The following is a 19,579-nucleotide window of genomic DNA, read 5'->3' on the forward strand; positions in this document are numbered from 1 at the left end:
GCGGCGCCGCGCCATGAGGTGGACCGCCGGGATGCACTGAGGAAAACCCCACCCCCGCGTCTCAAGGTGCGACGGGCTGCTTACCGTCCCTTTATCAGGCTCTAGACTCCCGTGCGTACGGATCGTCGAACAGCAGCGTTCACGAGGTTCACGACAGGGAGCGAGGGGCGCACGTGCCGGAACCGACCGCCGGTGAAGCGACCGCCGACGCCGTGACCACCGCCGATGCGACCGTCGGGCTCGCCGCGGACTACTTCCAGTCCTACTCGGTTGTTGGCCTGCTCGCCGTCGTGGGGGTGCTCTTCGTCGCCGTGGCCTTCGGTGCCGGGCGACTGCTGCGACCGGTGGTCCCGACGCCCGAGAAGCTGCTCACCTACGAATGCGGCGTCGACCCCGTGGGGGAGGGCTGGGCGCACACCCAGGTCCGCTACTACGTCTACGCGTTCCTCTACGTCATCTTCGCGGTCGACTCGATCTTCCTCTTCCCCTGGGCCACGGTCTTCGCCGACCCTGGTTACGGGGCCACGACCCTGGTGGAGATGTTCATCTTCCTCGGCTTCCTGGCCGTGGGTCTGTTGTACGCATACAAGAAGGGCGTCCTGTCGTGGACGTGAACCCCGGCGAACCCGCCGACCCCGCACCCGTGCCGCTCCCCGAGCCCAAGAGGCTGGGCACGCTCGCCCGCCTCGCCCCGGAGCCGATGAAGGTCGTCCTGAACTGGGGCCGCCGGTACTCGCTCTGGGTGTTCAACTTCGGCCTCGCCTGCTGCGCGATCGAGTTCATCGCCGCGTCGATGGCCCGCCACGACTTCATCCGCCTCGGTGTCATCCCGTTCGCGCCCGGCCCCCGCCAGGCCGACCTGATGGTCGTCTCGGGCACGGTGACCGACAAGATGGCACCGGCCGTCAAGCGCCTGTACGAGCAGATGCCCGAGCCGAAGTACGTCATCTCCTTCGGCGCCTGCTCCAACTGCGGCGGCCCTTACTGGGACTCCTACTCCGTGACGAAGGGCGTCGACCAGATCATCCCCGTCGACGTCTACGTGCCCGGCTGCCCGCCGCGTCCCGAGGCGCTGCTCCAGGGGATCCTCAAGCTCCAGGAGAAGATCGCGCGGGAGTCCCTGGGGGAGCGGTACGGCGTCTCGCCCCGGCCGTCGACGGCCGCGCTGCAGAGCGGCCTGGTACGACCGCCGGGCTCGGACTCGGCTCCGGCCGCGGGCTCGGACTCGGCCTCGGGCTCGGGCTCGGACTCGGCCTCGGGCTCGGACTCGGATGCGGGGCGAGGCCGATGACGGCGGTCGGCTGGCTGCCCGTCGGCGCCGAGGAGCTCTTCGGCACGGACGCCACGGCGGAGGAGTCGTACGACCTCCTGACCGTCGACGTGCCGCCCGCCTCCTGGATCACCGCCCTGGAGACGGCGCGTGACCGGCTGGGCTGCACGTACTTCGACTGGCTGAGCGCGGTCGACGAACCCGGCACCGGCTTTCGAGTCGCCGCACATGTCGCGGCGCTGGGACCGGTACGCAGGCTGCTGCTGCGCACGACCGTCCCGCACGACGCCCCGGCCCTGCCCAGCGCCGTCGGGGTGTACGCGGGCGCGGCCTGGCACGAGCGCGAGACCCACGAGATGTTCGGTGTCGCCTTCGAGGACCACCCCGCGCTGGACCACCTGCTCCTTCCGGAGGGCTTCGAGGGCCACCCGCTGCGGAAGGACTTCGTCCTCGCCGCACGCGTCGCCAAGGCCTGGCCCGGGGCCAAGGAGCCCGGCGAGTCCGAGCACGGCGGTCCCCGTCGCCGCCAGATGCTGCCGCCGGGCGTCCCCGACCCCAACGAGTGGGGCCCGCTGAAGGGCCAGCTGCCGCCCGCTCCGGCCCGCCCGGCACGCGGTGCGGGGCGGGCGGCGGGGGAGCGCCCGGTCCGCGGCGCAGGCGAACGCCCGGCTCGCCGGACCCGTACGGCGGCCGAGGGCTCCGTCGGCCAGACGGCTCCCGGCCCCGAGGCCACGGCCGCGCCGCGCCGCTCCCGCACTGCGGCCGAAGGCTCGGTCGGCCAGACCTCCCCGGCCGACGAGCCGTCGACCGCACCCACGACCGGACCGGCGCCGCGGCGGTCGCGCAGTGCGAGCCAGGGGTCGGCCTCCCAGCGGGCGGCCGGTCCGACGGACGGGCCCACCGCCGACACGACTGCCGGGCAGGAGGAGGTCACCGACACCCGGGCCCGGCGCAGCCGGAGTGCGTCGCAGGGCTCGGCAAGCCGGCGGGGGGTCTCCGCCGCCGGGGAGCCGGACGACGCGGGTTCCGGCAGCGCCCCACGGGGCGGCGACGGCACCACCTCCCCGCCCGCGGAGGAACCGGCCCCGAAGCCGGAGCCCTCGACACCGCGCAGCGCGGATGCCCCCTGGCACCACGCCCGCCCGGCGTTCGACGAGCCCGACGAACCCGACGACCCCGACGCGGCAGGGGAGCCGGAGGCGGCAGAGGCGGCGGAGGAGCCGGAGGCGTCCACCGAGTCACCGAAAACGGAGTCGGACGCCCCGGGCGACACCGACGCTCCCCGTAACCCCCCGAACCCACCCAACCCTCCAGGAGGCCGGCAGTGAACGACGCGCTCGACGTCACCCTGCGCCTTCTGGTCGTCTTCGTCGTCTTCCTCGCGTTCCCCCTGATAGTCGGCCAGACCGAGCACAAGGTGATGGCCCACATGCAGGGCCGCCTGGGCCCGATGTACGCGGGTGGTTTCCACGGCTGGGCCCAGCTCGTCGCGGACGGCGTGAAGTTCGCGCAGAAGGAGGACGTGGTCCCCGCGGACGCGGACCGCCGTATCTTTCAGCTCGCTCCGGCGGTGGCCCTGCTGCCGTACCTCCTGGTTCTCCTGGCCATCCCGGTCGGGCCCGGAGAGGGCGCGGTCGGTCAGGTCGTCGACGCGGGCGTCTTCTTCGTCCTCGCCGTCATGGGCGTGGGCGTCCTCGGCTCGCTGATGGCCGGCTGGTCCTCGGCCAACAAGTTCTCCCTCCTCGGCGGCCTGCGCACCGCCGCCCAGCTCCTCGCGTACGAACTCCCGATGCTGCTGACCGCGGCCTCCGTCGCCATGGCGGCCGGCACGGTTTCTCTCGTCGGCATCCTCGACGCCTTCGAGTGGTGGTGGCTGCCCTGGCAGATCGTCGGCGCGATCGTCTTCTTCGTCGCCGGGCTCGCCGAACTGCAGCGGCCCCCGTTCGACATGCCGGTCGCCGACTCGGAGATCATCTTCGGTGCCTACACCGAGTACACCGGCCTGCGCTTCGCCCTGTTCCTCCTCGCCGAGTACGCCGGAATCGTCGTTCTGTGCGGTCTGACCACCGTCCTCTTCCTGGGCGGCTGGCACGGCCCCTGGGGCGAGGACGGCCTCGGCTGGGTGTGGACCCTGCTCAAGGCGGCCGTCCTCGCCTTCGTCGTGATCTGGCTGCGCGTGACCTACCCGCGCCTGCGCGAGGACCAGCTCCAGAAACTGTCCTGGACGCTCCTCGTCCCCCTCTCCCTCGCCCAGATCGCCCTCACCGGCATCGTCAAGGTGGTGATCGCGTAATGGCCCCCGTCCCCGGCAGCGGCCTGGCCAAGGGCCTGGCCGTCACGCTGCGCACGATGACGCGGAAGACCGTCACCGAGCAGTACCCGGACGCCCAGCCGGAGCTGCCGCCCCGTACCCGCGGCGTGATCGGCCTGTTCGAGGAGAATTGCACGGTCTGCATGCTGTGCGCCCGTGAGTGCCCCGACTGGTGCATCTACATCGACTCCCACAAGGAGACGGTCCCGGCGGCCACCCCCGGCGGGCGCGACCGCAGCCGCAACGTCCTCGACCGCTTCGCCATCGACTTCGCCCTGTGCATGTACTGCGGCATCTGCATCGAGGTCTGTCCTTTCGACGCCCTGTTCTGGTCCCCGGAGTTCGAGTACGCCGAGACCGACATCCGCGACCTCACCCACGAGCGCGACAAGCTCCGCGAGTGGATGTGGACCGTGCCGGCTCCGCCCGCCCTGGATCCCGGCGCGGAGGAGCCCAAGGAACTCGCCGCCGCCCGCAAGGCCGCCGACAAGCTGGCCGCGCAGCAGCAGCCGGACCACCCGGGGCAGCCGGACCAGCCCGGGCAGCCGGGCCAGCCCGGGCAGGAGGACCGGACATGACCCTCGCCGCCGCATCCCACGGCTTCCTCTCCCCGACCGGCGTCGAGATCGCCTTCCTCCTCGTTGGCGTGGTCACCTTCGGAGCCGCCGTCGCAACCGTGACCACCCGTCAGCTCGTCCACGCGGCCCTGTGGCTGGTGGTGGCCCTCGGTGGCCTCGCCGTCGAATACCTCCTGCTCACCGCGGAGTTCATCGCCTGGGTCCAGGTCCTCATCTACGTCGGTGCCGTCGTGGTCCTCATCCTGTTCGGGCTGATGCTCACCAGGGCGCCCATCGGCCGGTCGCCCGACGCCGACTCCGGCAACCGCTGGGCCGCCCTCACCGTGGCGGTGGCCTCCGCGGCGGCCCTGGTGTGGGTCGTCGTCGACGCCTTCCGCACCACCTGGATCGACCTGGACGGCCCGGCCGCGGGCTCCACCGCCGTCACCGGTGCCAGCCTGTTCCAGAACTGGGTCCTCCCCTTCGAGGCCCTCTCCGTCCTCCTCCTCGCCGCCCTGGTCGGCGCCATCGTCCTGTCCCGCAAGGCCAAGGCGGCCCGCGCCGACGAAGCGTCCCGGCCCGGAACCTCCCGGACGGGCGGTGTCCGCTGATGCACCTCGCCTATCCCGCCGTCCTCTCCGCCCTCCTCTTCTGCACGGGTCTCTACGGCGTCCTCGCCCGCCGCAACGCGATCCTGGTCCTGATGTCGGTCGAGCTGATGCTCAACGCCGTCAACCTCAACCTGGTCGCCTTCGACGTCTGGCTCAGCAGGGCCGCCGAGGAGACCCTGCACTCCGGCCAGGCCCTGACCCTGTTCACGATCGCCATCGCGGCCGCCGAGATCGGCATAGGCCTGGCGATCGTCCTCGCCGTCCACCGCAACCGCGGCACCTCGGACATCGACAAGCTCCGCGACACCGCCGAGGGCCACGAGCCGGACGGCCCCGACACCGACACTCCCGCGACCGGGACGGCCGCCGAGAAGGCTGAGGCCACCGCGTGACCACGACCACCCTCGCCGTACTCGTCCCCCTCCTTCCCTTCCTCGGGGCAGCCGCCGGTCTTCTCCTGGGCCGGTCGGCCCCTGGTTTCGTCCGCCCCCTCGCCGTCCTGCCGACGTTGGCTGCCCTCGTCCTCGCCGTACTCGTCGCGGCGCGTCAGGGCGGCGGCCGGGCCCTCGACGCCGTCACCGAGCTGACGCCCACCGGTTCGGTCCCCGTCGAACTCGCCCTGCACATCGACGGCTTCGCCGCCCTCGTCGCCGTCCTGGTCGGCACCGTCGCGACCTGCGTGCAGATCTACTCCACGGGTTACCTGCGCGACGACCCGCGCTACGCCTCGTACGCCGCTCTCGTCTCCCTGTTCACCTCCGCCATGTTCCTCGTCGTCTACTCCGGCGACCTGATGGTGCTGCTGGTCGGCTGGGAAGTCATGGGCATCTGCTCGTACTTCCTGGTCGGCCACTACTGGGAGACTCCGGAGGCGCGCGCCGCCTCCCTCAAGGCCTTCCTGGTCACCAAGCTCGGCGACGTCCCCTTCCTGATCGGTCTGCTGGCGCTGGCCACCGAGGCAGGCTCCTTCCGCATCACCAAGATCCTCGGAGCGGTCGCGAGCGGCTCGCTCGACCACCCGACGCTGATCGCGCTGCTGCTCCTCGCCGGAGTCGCGGGCAAGTCGGCGCAGTTCCCGCTGCACACGTGGCTTCCCGACGCGATGGCGGGCCCGACGCCCGTCTCCGCGCTGATCCACGCCGCGACGATGGTCGCCGCCGGTGTGTACTTCGTCGCCCGGCTCCTTCCGCTCTTCGAGGCCTCGCGGGCCGCGATGGTCGTCCTCGCCGTCATGGCCGCCGTCACGATGCTCGGCTCCGCGCTCGCCGCCCTGGCCCAGGACGACATCAAACGCGTCCTCGCCTACTCGACGATCGGACAGCTCGGCTACATGACCGGCGCCCTCGCCACGGGCGACCGGGGTGCCGCCGTCTTCCACCTCGTCTCCCACGGCGCCTTCAAGGCGCTGCTGTTCCTCGCCGCCGGCGTGATCATCCACGCCGCCGGCACCAACTCGCTGGCTGCCATGTCCCGGATGCGTGGCCTGCGCGACCGCGTCCCGGACGCCTACTGGACGATGACCGTGGCCCTGCTCGCGCTCGCCGCGATCCCGCCCTTCAGCGGCTTCTTCTCCAAGGAGTCCGTCCTCGGCGCCGCGGAGCACGTCGCCACCGGCCACACCGAGCACGCGCCCGGCGCCGCGGGCTGGACCGTGCTCGTCGCCGGCCTGATCACGGCCCTGCTCACCGCCGCCTACGCGACCCGCCTGTGGCTGCTGGCCTTCCGCGGCCGAGGCGCCGAGGCCCCCGACCACGGCAGGCAGCCGCTGGTCATGAACGCCGTGCTCTGGGTGCTCGCCCTCCCCTCACTCGCACTGGGCGGACTCGCCTTCCGCCTGCTGCCCGACTGGTTCGACGGCCAGGACCTCACCCCGACCCTCACCACCTCCGTGCTCGGCACGGGCGTGGCCCTGGTCGGCGGCATCGTCACCTACGCCGCCTGGCGGCACACCACGGCGCTCGCCGACCGGACCCCGCTGGGCGCCGTCGCGGCCCATCCCGAGGGCGACGCCGGCCTGGTGGAGGCCGAGGCGATCGCCGCCCACCGGGCCGCCTACGGAGACCTGGCCTCCGCGCCCGACCCGTCGGATCCCGGACGGCTCCTGCTGGGCCCGGTGCACCGGCACGCGGCCGCGGGCTTTCACCTGGACGCGGTCTACGCGACCCTCTTCGTCCGCCCGGTCCAGGCAGGCGCAAGCCTCGTCCGGTTCCTCGACCGCGAGGTCGTCGACACCTACGTACGCGCGGCGGGCGTCCTGCCCCGCCTGCTCGGGGCCGCCGTACGACGTGCCCAGACCGGCAATGTGCAGACCTATGTGAGCGCGCTGCTCGCCGGCACCGTCGTCCTCGCGGTCGCCGCCGTCCTCGTCGCCGCGGGAGCGTGAGCAGACGTGATCGATATCAACGAGTCCGTGATGCAGGTCCTTCTCGCGTTCCTCGTCGTCGGCCCGCTCCTCGGTGCCGTCGCCGCTCTTCTGCCGGCCCCGCCCGGACTGAAGGGAAAGTCGCCCGAGCAGGCCGTGCTCCGGCACGGCGTCACCGTCACCGGCGCCGTCCTCCTCGCGGCGATCGTCCTCGTGCTCGGCTTCGACCACGACCATCCGTCGAAGATGCAGGCCAGCACGGACATCAGCTGGATCCCCGCACTCGACGTACGCATCCACCTCGGCATCGACGGCATCTCCCTCCCCCTGCTCGTCCTGACCGCGCTGCTGACCTTCCTCTGCGCGCTCTACTCGTACTTCAAGCAGCGACACGACCGGCTGACGCCGCGGCCCCCGGGCCCGAACCCGAAGGCATTCGTCGCGCTGCTGCTCGTCCTCGAGTCCGGCACCCTCGCGACCTTCGCCGTCCTCGACCTGATCCTCTTCTTCCTCGCCTTCGAGATGGTCCTCATCCCGATGTACTTCCTCATCGCCCGCTGGGGCGGCGAGGGACGGGCCGGGGCCGCCTGGAAATTCATCCTCTTCACGCTCCTCGGCTCCGTCGTCATGCTGCTCGGCCTGCTCCTCGTCGGAATCACGGCGGGCACATTCGACATGGTGGCACTCGCCACTGACAACGGCCGGTCGCTGACCACATCCGTGCAGGTCATCGCCGTTCTGGCGATCGGGCTCGGGCTCGCGGTGAAGACCCCGATGTGGCCGCTGCACAGCTGGCTGCCCGACGCCCACACCGCCGCGCCGACCGTCGGCTCGGTCCTGCTGGCCGGCGTCCTGCTGAAGATGGGCACGTACGGTTTCGTCCGCATCCTGCTCCCGGTCGCGCCGGACGGCTTCCGCACCTTCGCGCCCTACCTCGCCGCCTTCGCCGTCGTCGGCATCATCTACGGCTCCCTGGCCTGCCTGGCCCTCGCCAGAAAGGGCGCGAAGGGCGATCTCAAGCGCCTCATCGCCTACTCCTCCGTCGGCCACATGGGCTTCGTCCTGCTCGGCGTCGCGACCATGACCCCGACCGGCGTCAACGGCGCCCTCTTCGCCAACATCGCCCACGGGCTGATCACCGGCCTGCTCTTCTTCGTGGTCGGCGCGCTCAAGGACCGGACCGGAACGACCGACCTCGACACCCTCGCCGAGGGGTCCGGCCACGCCCTGTACGGCAAGGCACCGCGCCTGGGCGGACTGCTCGCCTTCGCCGCGGTCGCCTCGCTCGGCCTGCCCGGCCTGGCCGGGTTCTGGGGCGAGATGCTGGCCCTGTTCGGCGCCTTCGACCCGCACGACGACCTCAGCCGCCCCGCCTTCCTCACCTTCATGGCGATCGCCGCCTTCGGCACCCTGCTGACCGCCGCGTACATGCTGATCGTGGTCCGCCGCGTCTGCATGGGCGCCGTACCGCAGGACGTCCCGCAGCCGAAGCTCGCCGACGTGCGCACCTACGAGTTCGCCGCCTGGACGCCGCTCGTCGTCCTCACCGTCGTCGCCGGACTGTGGCCCAGGACCCTCCTCGGGCTGACCGACCCGGCCGTGCAGCAGCTCCTCTCAGGAGGCACCCGATGAGCTCCTCGGCCCAGCCCCTCGCCGAGGCGGTCCTGGCGCAGCCACTGGCCCAGAACCTCGTCCAGTCCGTCGACTGGCTCGCCATCGCGCCGCCCACCATCACGGCGGTCGTGGGACTCGTCGTCCTCGTCACCGACCTGTTCGTCAAGGACGCCCGCAAGAGCCTGCTCGGCTGGGTCTCGGTCGCCGGACTCGCCGCCTCCGCCCTCATGCTGCTGCCGCTCGTCAACGACGACCGCTCGACGTTCTGCCTGACGGGCGAGCCCGGCGCCTGCAGCTACACCGCGGACACCTTCACCCTCGCCATCCAGTTCCTGGTCCTCGGCGGCGCCCTGCTGACCGCCCTCCTGTCCGTCACCGCGGTGAAGGAGGACCGGGGGCTTCCGGAGGGCGAGTTCTGGTTCCTGCTGCTCTCCTCCGCGGCCGGCGCCGCCCTCCTGCCCGCCTCCCGAGACCTCGCGACCCTGATCGTCGCCCTGGAGGTCGCCTCCCTGCCCGCCTTCGCCCTCGTCGGCCTCCGGCAGGGCGACCGCAGGTCCTCCGAAGCGGCCCTGAAGTTCTTCCTGTCCTCGGTCACCGCGACCGCGGTCAGCCTCATGGGCATCAGCTTCGTATACGCCACCACCGGCACCCTCTACCTCACCCAGGTGGCGGACCGCATCCAGCACGTCGACGGGCAGTTCACCACCCTCGCCCAGACCGGCGTCGTCCTCACCCTCGTCGGCTTCGCCTTCAAGACGGCCGCCGTCCCCTTCCACTTCTGGGTGCCCGACACCTATGTGGGCGCCCCCCTGCCGATCGCGGCCTACCTGTCCGTGATCGGCAAGGCGGTCGGCTTCTCCGGCCTCATCCTGGTCACCGTCGTCGCCCTGCCGTCCTACGCCGACGTCTGGGGACCCGCCCTCGCGGCACTGGCCGCGCTCACCATGACGGTCGGCAACGTCGGGGCCCTGAGGCAACAGGCCACGCGCGCGTACAGCGCGGTACGCCTGCTCGCCTGGTCGTCCGTCGGCCAGGCCGGCTACCTCCTGGTGCCGATCGCCGCCGCCGCGTACTCGGACGACCCCGAACACTCCATCGGCTCCACCGTCGCCTACGCCCTCATGTACGCCGCGGTGAACCTGGGGGCCTTCGCGGTGGCCGCGCTCGTCGGCCGCACGAAGGCGCTGAACCGCGTGGCGGACTACCGCGGCCTGTACGCGTCCAACCCCCTCACCGCCCTGCTCCTGGCCTTCTTCCTGCTCTGCCTCGCCGGACTGCCGCCCGGCATCATCGGCCTCTTCGCCAAGGTCACGGTCTTCTCCGCGGCCGTCGACGCCGGACTCGGCTGGCTGGCCGTCGTCATGGCCGTCAACGTCGTGATCGCGCTCTTCTACTACCTCCAATGGACGGCGCTCCTGTTCCGGGCCCCCGAGGACGCGACCGCCGGTCACCGCGCCCCCGCCCCCCTCACGGCCGCGATCACCGTGACAGCGGTCCTCGCCGTCGCCCTCTCCGGAGCACCCCAGCTGATCCTGCGCTTCGCCGACACCGGGCTCTTCTGAACGCAGCCGCGCGGGCCGCCCGCCGCGGCCGTCACCCGTACGGACCACACGCCCCGCGCCGGGCGCCGGGGAACTGGTGGCCCTCGCCTGGCGTTGACCAGTACGGAAGGGTCCACTGGACGTGTCACCACGGCACCGGTGGCACCGGAGACCAGGAAGCAGCCACAGCGAGCGAGACCAGCAAGCAAAGGGTTCCCCTGCTGCACGACTTGGAGGGCGTACCGTGCACCGCCGGCACAACGGGCTCAGGACCGCAGTACTCCTCGGGGGACTGTCCGCGCTCATCATCGTCATCGGCAGCTTCTTCGGCCGAGCGGGGCTCGTCGTCGCCGTCCTCGTCGCCCTGGGCACCAACGCGTACGCGTACTGGAACAGCGACAGACTCGCCCTGCGCGCGATGCGTGCGCGCCCGGTCAGCGAGTTCGAGGCCCCGGCGCTGTACCGCATGGTCCGCGAGCTCTCCACCCAGGCCCGACAGCCGATGCCCCGCCTGTACATCTCGCCGACGGACGCCCCGAACGCCTTCGCGACCGGCCGCAACCCGCGCAACGCGGCCGTGTGCTGCACCGAGGGCATCATGCGCCTGCTGGACGAGCGCGAACTGCGCGGCGTCATCGGGCACGAACTGAGCCACGTCTACAACCGCGACATCCTGATCTCCTCCGTCGCCGGCGCCCTCGCCTCGGTGATCATGTTCCTGGTCAACTTCGCCTGGCTGATCCCCGTAGGACGGTCCAACGACGATGACGGACCCGGTCTGCTGGGCATGCTCCTCATCATGCTGCTCGGACCGCTCGCCGCCACCGTCATCCAACTGGCGATCAGCCGCTCCCGGGAGTACGAGGCCGACGCGTCCGGCGCCCAGCTGACCGGCGACCCGCTCGCCCTGGCCGGCGCCCTGCGGAAACTGGAACTCGGCACCAAGCAGCTTCCGCTGCCCCCGGAGCCCCGGCTCGAGACGGCCAGCCACATGATGATCGCCAATCCCTTCCGCCCGGGACAGGGGCTCTCGAAAATGTTCTCCACCCATCCGCCCATGGCGGAGCGAATCGCCCGACTCGAAAAGATGGCAGGTCGTCAGCAGTGAAGACCATTCTCAACGTCATTTGGCTCGTGCTCAGCGGCTTCTGGCTGTTCCTCGGCTACCTGCTCGCGGGCGCGCTCCTCTGCATCACGATCATCGGCATCCCCTTCGGCATAGCGGCCTTCCGCATCGGCGTCTACGCGTTGTGGCCCTTCGGATACACCACGGTCGAGCGGCGCGGCGCCGGAGCACCCTCCTGCGTCGGGAACGTGCTGTGGCTCGTCCTCGCCGGCTGGTGGCTGGCCCTCGGCCACATCGTCACCGGCATCGCGCTGTGCGTCACGATCATCGGCATCCCGCTCGGCATCGCCAACTTCAAGCTGATCCCCGTCTCACTGCTCCCGCTGGGCCGCGAGATCGTGCGCACGGACCAGCCGTTCACCGCCGCGGCAGCGACGCAGCGGACCGGTTGGTAAAGGGGGCCTTCATGGGCCTTCGTGGCCCTCGTTGTCCACACCTTCGCTCATTCTTGCGAGGAACCCCGGGGCTTTAGCCCCGGGAGGAATCGCATCCTCGTGCACCGCGGCGCGCGGCGCCGCGGTGTCGCTGTGTGTGTCCGGCGGCGCAGCGGCCGGGTCTCGCTCTTTCGGGGCGGGACGGATGCGATCCCGGGGGTGGGGTGTCACTCGATGGGGTGGTGGGTGGGGAACGTGTGGTGGAGGGTGGTGCGGGTGTCTACGCTCGGTGATCGTGAAGGTCGTGACGCAGGTCAAGCTCGTGCCGGATGCCGTGCAGGCATCCGTGCTCGAGCGCACCCTGCGCGCGGTAAAGAAGGTTCGCGACGCGTACACGACACTGCACGCCAATATGCGGGCCGGGAACTACGGCAAGCCCGGGTCGCCGACGCAAGGTGGAGGCCAAGCCGGTCACGTTCCGGCCCGAGGCCGCGCAGCCGTACGACGATCGGTGCCTGTCCTGGCAGTACGACGCGCAAACCGTGTCCGTCTGGACAACTGCCGGGCGCCTCAAGAACGTCCGCTTCGTCTGCTCCGCCGACGCGCTCACGATGCTCCGCAAGTACCGCAAGGGCGAGGCAGACCTGGTCGAGCGCGACGGCGTGTTCTACCTGATCGCCACCCGTGAGGTGCCCGAGGCCGAGCGGTACGAGCCGGACGGCTTCATCGGCGTGGACCTCGACATCGTCAACATCGCCACCGCGTCCACCGGCTACCAGGCCGCCGGACGCTGCCTCAACCGCTACCGCAAGCGACCGCTCACCCTGCGGCGGAAGCTGCAGAAGAAGCGAACCAAGTCCGCCAAACGGCGACTCAAGGAGCGCTCCCGCCGCGAACAGCGGCGCGTCAAGAACACCAACCACGTCATAGCCAAGACGATCGTGACCGAGGTTGAACGCACCGGGCGCGGGATCTCCCTGGAAGAACTCAAGGGAATCCGCAACCGGGTACGGCTCCGTAAGCCCCAACGGGTCGCGCTCCACTCCTGGGCCTTCGCCCAGCTCGGAGAATTCCTCGTCTACAAGGCCAAGAGGGCGGGCGTGCCCCTGGTTTTCGTTGATCCCGCATACACGTCGCAGCAGTGCGCCGAGTGCGGCCACGACAAGCGCAACCGTGTCGACCAGGGGCTTTTCATCTGCCGGGGGTGCGGGGTCGTTGCCCACGCCGACCGGAACGCTTCCCACAACATCGCCACCCGTGGCGAGAGCGTGTGGAACGCGGGGCGTGAGTCACGCGTCCCTGCCACCCCGTAAAGGGAGTGTCTGGACGGAGGAGCCCACCCAGCAGCCGGCTGGGCACTACCTCCAAGCCCGGTCCTTCAGGACCGGGTCAAGTTGACGGTTGTCCACAGGCCCGACCGGATGTCGGTGGCGGCCTGCATCATGAATCCATGACCGAGAGCGAGCAGTTGCTGGAAAGGGTCGCCGCCAAGGCGCGGAGCACTCGACCGTGGGGCTGGGGTTCCCTGCCCGAGCCCGTGGACGCGGAGGCGCCGGACCGCGCCGAGGCCGCCCTGGGCTTCCCTCTCCCCGCACTGCTCGCCGAGCTGTACCTGCGCATAGGAGACGGCGGATTCGGCCCGGAATACGGCCTGTTGCCGCTGCTCGACAACGCACCCTCGGGCGAGCCCGCCGCCGTCGCCCAGTACCTGGCCAACCGGGACAGCGGTGCGAAGGACCCCGACTGGCCCTGGCCCGAGGGCGTCCTGCCCATATCCCACTGGGGTTGCGCGATGTACGCGTGCGTCGACTGCCGCTCCCCCGAGGCCACCGTCCTCCTCTTCGAGCCCAACGCGGGCGACGCCGACCATGCCTGGTACGTCGACGCCCCGAGCCTCGCCGGCTGGTTGCGCACCTGGCTCGAGGGCACGGGCTGGTACGAGGAGTCCCACGAGGGCCCGGAACCGACCCCGTGGACCGCCCTCGCCCTCCGCACCGGAAGACGGGCCGCCCCGACCGGCACGTCGCCCGCACAGGCGTCCTGAGGCAACTGCCGTTCACCGCGGGACTTGCTGCCCCCGCACCCCGTACGCCACCACACCCACGGCCAGTACACCCACACCCACCACGACCGACACCGCCGGAAGCGAGAACGCGAGCACCACGCATCCGATCAGCCCCAGCACCGGTACGACCCGCGACAGCCTCGACGGGTCGAGCGTCCAGGCCGACGCGTTGGCCACCGCGTAGTACGCCAGCACACCGAAGGAGGAGAAGCCGATCGCCCCACGCACGTCCACCGTCGCCGCCAGGACCGCGACCACCGCGCCCACGGCCAGCTCCGCCCGGTGCGGCACCTGGAAACGCGGGTGCACCGCGGCCAGCGCCCGGGGCAGATGACGGTCCCTGGCCATGGCCAGCGTCGTCCGGGAAACGCCCAGGATCAACGCCAGCAGCGAGCCCAGCGCGGCCACGGCGGCGCCCGCCCGCACGAGGGGCACCAGCCCCGGCAGGCCGGCCGCCCGTACCGCGTCGGCCAGGGGCGCCGTCGCCTGCCCCAGACCGACCGGACCCAGCACGGAAAGGACAGCGACCGCGACACACCCGTACACCGCCAGGGTGAGGCCCAGCGCCAGAGGGATCGCCCGCGGAATGGTGCGCCGCGGGTCCCGAACCTCCTCACCGAGGGTCGCGATCCGCGCATACCCCGCGAACGCGAAGAACAGCAGGCCGGCCCCCTGAAGGACCCCGCCCGCTCCGCCCGACAAGCCGATGTCCAGCCGTCCGGCGTCGGACCGCCCGGACCCGAGACACCCCACCACCACGGAAGCGAGGACAGCGAGAACCACCGCCACGATCACCCGCGTCAGCCAGGCGGACTTCTGCATGCCGCCGTAGTTCACCGCGGTCAGCGCCACCACGGCGGCGACCGCCACGGTGTGCGCCTGCTCCGGCCAGACGTACGCGCCCACGGTGAGCGCCATGGCAGCGCAGGAGGCCGTCTTCCCGACGATGAAGGACCAGCCCGCGAGATAGCCCCAGAACTCCCCGAGCCGTTCACGTCCGTAGACGTAGGTGCCGCCCGAGGCCGGATACCGGGCGGCCAGCCGGGCCGACGACGTGGCATTGCAGTACGCGACGACGGCTGCCGCGGCGAGGGCGAGGAGCAGGCCCGGGCCGGCGGCGTGGGCGGCCGGTGCCAGGGCGGCGAAGATTCCGGCGCCGATCATGGAACCGAGTCCCACGACGACGGCGTCGCCCAGGCCAAGAGTGCGACGCAGCTCCGAACCCGCAGGTGTCATGGGTCGCACCCTACTGATCAGCGCAACCACCCGGCGCGGTCGGAACGTCCTCGCCACCAAGAGGACATGAACACCGCGGAGGAACGGGCCCGCAGCACTGGCACAGTGTGGGCACAGGAAGAAAGGGCAGGGTCACGGCATGACCGTCATCAGCTGGATCATCCTCGGACTGTTGGCCGGAGCCATCGCCAAGTTCCTGCTGCCGGGCCGCGACCCCGGAGGGCTCATCGGCACCACCCTCATCGGCATCGCGGGCGCCTTCCTCGGCGGCTGGATATCGGCCCGCTGGCTGGACCACCCGATCAGCAAGGACTTCTACGACGGCGCCACCTGGGCGGCGGCGATCGGCGGTTCGCTGGTGCTCCTGGTCGCCTACCGGCTCCTGTTCGGCAACTCCCGCGACTGACATACGCGCGGACCGGACGAGAAAGGGTGGGCACCGTCGGGGTGCCCACCCTTTTCCGTCAACGAAGGCCTACGCGCCACCGAGCCACCGCGTCGCCTGCTCAGCAGTTCACCGGTAGTTGACGAACTGCAGCGCGAAGTCGAAGTCCTGGCCCTTCAGCAGAGCGATCACGGTCTGCAGATCGTCCCGGCTCTTCGAGGAGACCCGCAGCTCCTCGCCCTGCACCTGGGCCTTCACGCCCTTGGGGCCCTCGTCGCGGATGAGCTTGGCCACCTTCTTCGCGTTCTCCTGGGAAATGCCCTCCTCGATCGACGCGAAGATCTTGTACTCCTTGCCGGAGAGCTGGGGCTCGCCCGCGTCCAGAGCCTTGAGCGAGATGCCGCGCTTGATCAGCTTGGACTGGAAGACGTCGAGGACCGCGGTCACCCGGTCCTCGGAGTTGGCCTCCATGAGGATCTTCTCCCCGGACCACGAGATCGAGGCGCCCACGCCCTTGAAGTCGTAGCGCTGCGAGATCTCCTTGGCGGCCTGGTTGAGGGCGTTGTCGACCTCCTGCCGCTCGACCTTCGAGACGATGTCGAAACTGGAGTCGGCCATGTCCTGTGGCTCCTTGTATCTGGGTGCGTGTCGGGCCGCGTATCGGGTCCGTACCGGCATACGTCGGCGGCCGCCGGGCCCCGCGGGGTCCTCGGCCGCATCCGGACAAGCCTAGCCACCCGCCGCGATCCGAGCGGCGATCAATCGGGTGGCGAAGCACCCCTCCACATCAGGTATTGTTTACGTCGTTGCCACGGAGCGCCGCCGAAGAGCGGTTCGACGAGCAGCAAACCCCGGCGGTGTGCCCGAGCGGCCAAAGGGAGCAGACTGTAAATCTGCCGGCTCAGCCTTCCCAGGTTCGAATCCTGGCGCCGCCACACGACCGAAAGGGTCTGTGATCAGCAGCAATGCTGATCACAGACCCTTTCGTCGTTCACGGGCTCACGAGACCTCGGCGTTCCCCGCCCGTTGACGAAGCGCCGTGGGCGCGGCTCGGGGTGTCGGCCGGGCGGGCAGACTGGCGGTATGACCTTGTCCTCCCGTCGCAGAACCTGCCCGGAGTGCCGTCGCGAGATCGCCGTCGTCGCGGGGCGGTACGCGCGCCACGATCCCCCCGGCGCCCGGGGGAGCGGTGAGCTGGTGTCCTGTCCGGGCTCGCGCAGGTCGGCGCAACTCGGGGCGGCGCAGCCGTCCTTGGACGGATACGTCGTCCCCGACTTCCCCGGACAGCTGCCCCTCTTCTAGCCGTGCCCTCAGTTCCCGGCCACCGACTTCACCGCCACCGACACGGGCGCCGAGCCGCTGATCAGCTCCAGGGTCAGGCCGTTCGTGGCCGGGGTGTCGACCAGTTCGGCCAGGACCGCGGCGACGTCGTCGCGCGGAACGGGGCCGCGGCCGGTGTGTGCCTCCAGACGCACCAGGCCCGTGCCCGCGTCGTCGGTCAGGGCGCCGGGGCGCAGGATCGTCCAGTCCAAGGCGTCCAGTGAGCGGACGTACGCGTCCGCCTCGCCCTTGGCGCGCAGGTAGACGTCGAAGATCTCGTCCCCCCGGTGCGCCGGGTCGGCGCCCATGGACGACACGATCACGAAGCGCCGGACGCCGGCCCGGACCGCCGCGTCCGCGAAGAGGACCGCCGCCGCCTTGTCCACCGTGTCCTTGCGGGCCACCCCGCTGCCGGGCCCCGCTCCCGCCGCGAAGACCACCGCGTCCGCGCCCCGCAGCCGCTCCGCCACCTCCTCGACCGAGGCCGACTCCAGGTCCAGCACGACCGGTTCGGCGCCCGCCGCACGCAGATCGTCGGCCTGCTCCGCCTTGCGGACGATGCCCGCCACCTCGTCACCGCGCGCGGCGAGCAACCGCTCCAGCCGCAGCGCGATCTGACCATGACCACCAGCGATGACAATGCGCATGCCTTCGACCGTACGCCCCGACGACCACCCGCGCCGCACGGCTTCGGCCACCCCGCCACCGGGTCGTCCGCCCTCCGCCCGCTCATCCTCCGCCCCGGCCATCCTCAGCCCCGGCCATCCTCAGCCCGTGTCCCCACGCCGGCCAGGTCCGCCGCGCCCGTCGCGCCGTCCCCGCCCCGCACCCCCCTGCCGCGGCAGCCCCAGGTCGGACGCGGTGGTCGAGTCGCCGTACTCCCGTACCGCGCTGGTCCGCGCCACCACGCGCCCCCGGTGCACGACGATCCGGCTGTACGCCAGCGACAGCGCGCCCGCCAGCCGGTCCCCGCGTACGGCGACCAGTTCGGCCGGGAAGCCCGCCTCCACCCGCACCTCCGGCAGGCCGAGGGCCGACCGCGCCGCCGCGCTCACCGCGTCGTACGCCTCCTCGGGGCGCAGCCCGTGCCGGGAGGCCAGCAGGTACGCCGCCTCCAAGGGGTCGCCGCGCCCGACCGGGTTGGACACGTCCCGCAGTGCGCCGCTCCCGGCGGCGACCCGCACCCCGGCCGCCCGCAGCAGCCGTACCGGAGCCGTGCCGTCGGGGTGGTCCACCGTCCCGCAGGCGCCCTGCGGCAGGCAGACCACCGTCACACCGGCCGCCGCGAGCTGGTCCGCGGCCCGGGAGGCCGCCTCGGCGGGCAGCCGGCCCAGGCCGTCGCAGGGGCCGATGGCGACCCCCGGGCGCAACCCGCCCGCCGTGGCCGCCAGCCGGGCCAGCCGCGCCGGGTCGGCGGCGTCGGTGTGCAGGTCGACCGGGCAGCCGTGCTCGGCGGCGACCTCCAGGACCGTCTCCACGTACCCCGCCGGATCGGGGTCCAGGTCAGGACACCCGCCCACCACGTCCGCGCCCATCTTGACCGCGTCCCGCAGTATCGCGAGCCCGTCGGCACCGGCCGCCCCGGTCAGCACCCTCGGCATCGCCACCGCGCTCAGTTCGGCGAGGCCGCGCAGGGAGCGCCGGGTCCGCAGTACGGCGGTCAGCGCACCCAGGCCGGCGACGTCGCCCACCCGCACGTGCGCCCGCAGCGCGGTGGCGCCGTGGGCCAGCTGGAGCAGGGCGGCCTCGGTGGCCCGGCGCTGGACGTCCTCGGGGGCGTAGGAGACGGGGCCGGGGACGTCGGCCGTGAGTGCCGTGTCGGCGTGGACGTGGGGATCGGCCGGGGCGGGCAGGAGCAGGTAGCCGCCCAGGTCAAGGTGGCCGCCGGGGCCGGACGCGCGGCCCGGGGTCAGGCTGCCGGCCGTGCCGACCGCCTCGATGCGTCCGCCGTGGAGCCGTACGTCCACGGTCCGGCCGTCGGTGAGCCGCGCCCCGGAGAGCAGGAGCGAGCCGCGGTCGGCGGGGTCCGAGGGGGAGGGCGAGTGGGGCGGCTGCGGCTGGCTGTCGGGCATCGCGCTCCTCTGGGCTCGGGGCTGCGCAGTGGGGGACGCAAGATCACGCAGAGTGAGTCGAGCCTAGGACGGTGATCAGCCCGTGGCGCGGAGGAGCGCAATAGTCGTACCGGCGCCGTCCCGCTGCCGTCCACGCGGTCGGGCCGCCCCGCTGTGCGGTCGGGACGGGACGGGACAGGGTCGGCGAAACGGATTTGGGCGAACGGCGGGCGACCGTGTAATGTCTTCATCGCTCGCCCCAATAGCTCAGTCGGCAGAGCGTCTCCATGGTAAGGAGAAGGTCAACGGTTCGATTCCGTTTTGGGGCTCTGGTGTGAGAGGTTCCCGTCGCGAGGCGGGGCCCGATCGCATCACAGCGGTGTAGCTCAGTCGGTAGAGCAAGCGGCTCATAATCGCTGTGTCACCGGTTCAAGTCCGGTCACCGCTACTCTCAGTAGCCGATTGCGGGGTCGGTCCTTCAATCGGCTACTCTTTCTTGCGTTAATACCATCAATCCGTTCGTCAAGGAGTGCACTCACGTGGCTGCCACCGACGTCCGCCCGAAGATCACGCTGGCCTGCGTGGAGTGCAAGGAGCGGAACTACATCACCAAGAAGAACCGGCGTAACAACCCGGACCGACTGGAGATGAAGAAGCACTGCCCGCGTTGCAACGCGCACACCGCGCACCGCGAAACGCGATAGAACAGAACAGGCTCGTACACGAGGTCGTCCCCGAGGTCTGGGGGCGGCCTCG

20 protein-coding genes, 3 tRNA genes and 1 pseudogene are annotated in these 19,579 nt (G+C 71.3%); 20 read left to right on the forward strand and 4 right to left on the reverse strand.

Going from position 1 to position 19,579, the window contains the following annotated elements; translation table 11 throughout:
* The first annotated feature begins 173 nt into the window (after window positions 1-173).
* The 14 genes and pseudogenes from ACZ7MF_RS02315 (at window position 174) to ACZ7MF_RS02380 (ending at window position 13,810) form a co-directional block, all read left to right on the forward strand.
* On the forward strand, window positions 174-614 hold the full coding sequence (locus tag ACZ7MF_RS02315; protein ID WP_471474036.1) for an NADH-quinone oxidoreductase subunit A: 441 nt from the start codon (window positions 174-176) through the stop codon (window positions 612-614).
* Window positions 605-1,291, forward strand: coding sequence for an NADH-quinone oxidoreductase subunit B (locus tag ACZ7MF_RS02320; protein ID WP_471474037.1), 687 nt, complete (start codon window positions 605-607; stop codon window positions 1,289-1,291). Before ACZ7MF_RS02315 ends, ACZ7MF_RS02320 begins: the two co-directional genes overlap by 10 nt.
* Window positions 1,288-2,598, forward strand: coding sequence for an NADH-quinone oxidoreductase subunit C (locus tag ACZ7MF_RS02325; protein WP_471474038.1), 1,311 nt, complete (start codon window positions 1,288-1,290; stop codon window positions 2,596-2,598). The genes ACZ7MF_RS02320 and ACZ7MF_RS02325 overlap by 4 nt, the downstream gene beginning before the upstream one ends.
* On the forward strand, window positions 2,595-3,563 hold the full coding sequence (locus ACZ7MF_RS02330; RefSeq protein WP_471474040.1) for a complex I subunit 1/NuoH family protein: 969 nt from the start codon (window positions 2,595-2,597) through the stop codon (window positions 3,561-3,563). The genes ACZ7MF_RS02325 and ACZ7MF_RS02330 overlap by 4 nt, the downstream gene beginning before the upstream one ends.
* Window positions 3,563-4,159 (forward strand): NuoI/complex I 23 kDa subunit family protein, encoded by a 597-nt coding sequence (locus ACZ7MF_RS02335; protein ID WP_471474041.1) that lies wholly within the window; start codon window positions 3,563-3,565, stop codon window positions 4,157-4,159. The genes ACZ7MF_RS02330 and ACZ7MF_RS02335 overlap by 1 nt, the downstream gene beginning before the upstream one ends.
* Entirely contained in the window at window positions 4,156-4,749 is a 594-nt protein-coding gene (locus tag ACZ7MF_RS02340; RefSeq protein ID WP_471474042.1) for an NADH-quinone oxidoreductase subunit J family protein, read from the forward strand. Before ACZ7MF_RS02335 ends, ACZ7MF_RS02340 begins: the two co-directional genes overlap by 4 nt.
* Window positions 4,749-5,141, forward strand: a complete 393-nt coding sequence (nuoK, locus tag ACZ7MF_RS02345) for an NADH-quinone oxidoreductase subunit NuoK (protein ID WP_011029757.1) — start codon at window positions 4,749-4,751, stop codon at window positions 5,139-5,141. The genes ACZ7MF_RS02340 and nuoK overlap by 1 nt, the downstream gene beginning before the upstream one ends.
* Window positions 5,138-7,132, forward strand: a complete 1,995-nt coding sequence (locus tag ACZ7MF_RS02350) for an NADH-quinone oxidoreductase subunit 5 family protein (protein ID WP_471474044.1) — start codon at window positions 5,138-5,140, stop codon at window positions 7,130-7,132. Before nuoK ends, ACZ7MF_RS02350 begins: the two co-directional genes overlap by 4 nt.
* A gap of 6 nt (window positions 7,133-7,138) precedes the next feature.
* Complete coding sequence (locus tag ACZ7MF_RS02355) at window positions 7,139-8,743, forward strand: NADH-quinone oxidoreductase subunit M (protein WP_471474045.1); 1,605 nt, start codon at window positions 7,139-7,141, stop codon at window positions 8,741-8,743.
* Window positions 8,740-10,287 carry an NADH-quinone oxidoreductase subunit N gene (locus ACZ7MF_RS02360; RefSeq protein WP_471474047.1) on the forward strand — a complete coding sequence of 516 codons (1,548 nt, stop codon included), beginning with the start codon at window positions 8,740-8,742 and terminating at the stop codon, window positions 10,285-10,287. The genes ACZ7MF_RS02355 and ACZ7MF_RS02360 overlap by 4 nt, the downstream gene beginning before the upstream one ends.
* Before the next feature lie 223 nt (window positions 10,288-10,510).
* A complete protein-coding gene (gene htpX, locus ACZ7MF_RS02365; RefSeq protein ID WP_361010086.1) occupies window positions 10,511-11,374 on the forward strand; it encodes a zinc metalloprotease HtpX in 864 nt (287 codons plus the stop codon).
* Window positions 11,371-11,787 carry a YccF domain-containing protein gene (locus ACZ7MF_RS02370; protein ID WP_356855309.1) on the forward strand — a complete coding sequence of 139 codons (417 nt, stop codon included), beginning with the start codon at window positions 11,371-11,373 and terminating at the stop codon, window positions 11,785-11,787. Before htpX ends, ACZ7MF_RS02370 begins: the two co-directional genes overlap by 4 nt.
* 274 nt (window positions 11,788-12,061) lie before the next feature.
* Window positions 12,062-13,079, forward strand: a pseudogene (locus ACZ7MF_RS02375) (RNA-guided endonuclease InsQ/TnpB family protein).
* Window positions 13,080-13,216: 137 nt separating this feature from the next.
* The gene (locus ACZ7MF_RS02380; RefSeq protein WP_471474048.1) at window positions 13,217-13,810 is read left to right on the forward strand and encodes an SMI1/KNR4 family protein; all 594 of its coding nucleotides are present in this window, start codon (window positions 13,217-13,219) and stop codon (window positions 13,808-13,810) included.
* Window positions 13,811-13,822: 12 nt separating this feature from the next.
* On the opposite strand, the gene ACZ7MF_RS02385 is transcribed toward ACZ7MF_RS02380, so the two are convergent.
* Window positions 13,823-15,067 (reverse strand): APC family permease, encoded by a 1,245-nt coding sequence (locus ACZ7MF_RS02385; RefSeq protein ID WP_471474050.1) that lies wholly within the window; start codon window positions 15,065-15,067, stop codon window positions 13,823-13,825.
* Between the two features lie 139 nt (window positions 15,068-15,206).
* Between ACZ7MF_RS02385 and ACZ7MF_RS02390 the strand changes: the two genes are divergently transcribed.
* A complete protein-coding gene (locus ACZ7MF_RS02390) occupies window positions 15,207-15,473 on the forward strand; it encodes a GlsB/YeaQ/YmgE family stress response membrane protein (protein WP_003974334.1) in 267 nt (88 codons plus the stop codon).
* A 108-nt stretch (window positions 15,474-15,581) separates the two neighbouring features.
* Here ACZ7MF_RS02390 and ACZ7MF_RS02395 read toward each other — a convergent pair whose 3' ends face one another.
* A complete protein-coding gene (locus ACZ7MF_RS02395; RefSeq protein ID WP_059299986.1) occupies window positions 15,582-16,070 on the reverse strand; it encodes a YajQ family cyclic di-GMP-binding protein in 489 nt (162 codons plus the stop codon).
* Window positions 16,071-16,305: 235 nt separating this feature from the next.
* Between ACZ7MF_RS02395 and ACZ7MF_RS02400 the strand changes: the two genes are divergently transcribed.
* Both ACZ7MF_RS02400 and ACZ7MF_RS02405 read left to right on the forward strand, forming a co-directional pair.
* Window positions 16,306-16,387, forward strand: a tRNA-Tyr gene (locus ACZ7MF_RS02400).
* 154 nt (window positions 16,388-16,541) lie between these two features.
* Window positions 16,542-16,754: a hypothetical protein gene (locus ACZ7MF_RS02405; RefSeq protein WP_471475172.1), complete on the forward strand. Its 213-nt coding sequence runs from the start codon at window positions 16,542-16,544 to the stop codon at window positions 16,752-16,754.
* Between the two features lie 8 nt (window positions 16,755-16,762).
* Here the strand turns inward: ACZ7MF_RS02405 and ACZ7MF_RS02410 are convergent, their stop codons facing one another.
* Together ACZ7MF_RS02410 and ACZ7MF_RS02415 are read right to left on the reverse strand one after the other, a co-directional pair.
* On the reverse strand, window positions 16,763-17,419 hold the full coding sequence (locus tag ACZ7MF_RS02410) for an SDR family oxidoreductase (RefSeq protein ID WP_471474052.1): 657 nt from the start codon (window positions 17,417-17,419) through the stop codon (window positions 16,763-16,765).
* Window positions 17,420-17,539: 120 nt separating this feature from the next.
* Window positions 17,540-18,844, reverse strand: a complete 1,305-nt coding sequence (locus ACZ7MF_RS02415; protein ID WP_471474053.1) for an amidohydrolase family protein — start codon at window positions 18,842-18,844, stop codon at window positions 17,540-17,542.
* 235 nt (window positions 18,845-19,079) lie between these two features.
* Here ACZ7MF_RS02415 and ACZ7MF_RS02420 point away from each other — a divergent pair.
* The 3 genes from ACZ7MF_RS02420 (at window position 19,080) to rpmG (ending at window position 19,527) form a co-directional block, all read left to right on the forward strand.
* Window positions 19,080-19,152 (forward strand) — tRNA-Thr (locus tag ACZ7MF_RS02420).
* 46 nt (window positions 19,153-19,198) lie between these two features.
* Window positions 19,199-19,271, forward strand: a tRNA-Met gene (locus tag ACZ7MF_RS02425).
* Between the two features lie 91 nt (window positions 19,272-19,362).
* Window positions 19,363-19,527, forward strand: coding sequence for a 50S ribosomal protein L33 (gene rpmG, locus ACZ7MF_RS02430; protein ID WP_003948671.1), 165 nt, complete (start codon window positions 19,363-19,365; stop codon window positions 19,525-19,527).
* Window positions 19,528-19,579: the final 52 nt, after the last annotated feature.

It is taken from the genome of Streptomyces sp. NPDC111628, from assembly GCF_055635195.1.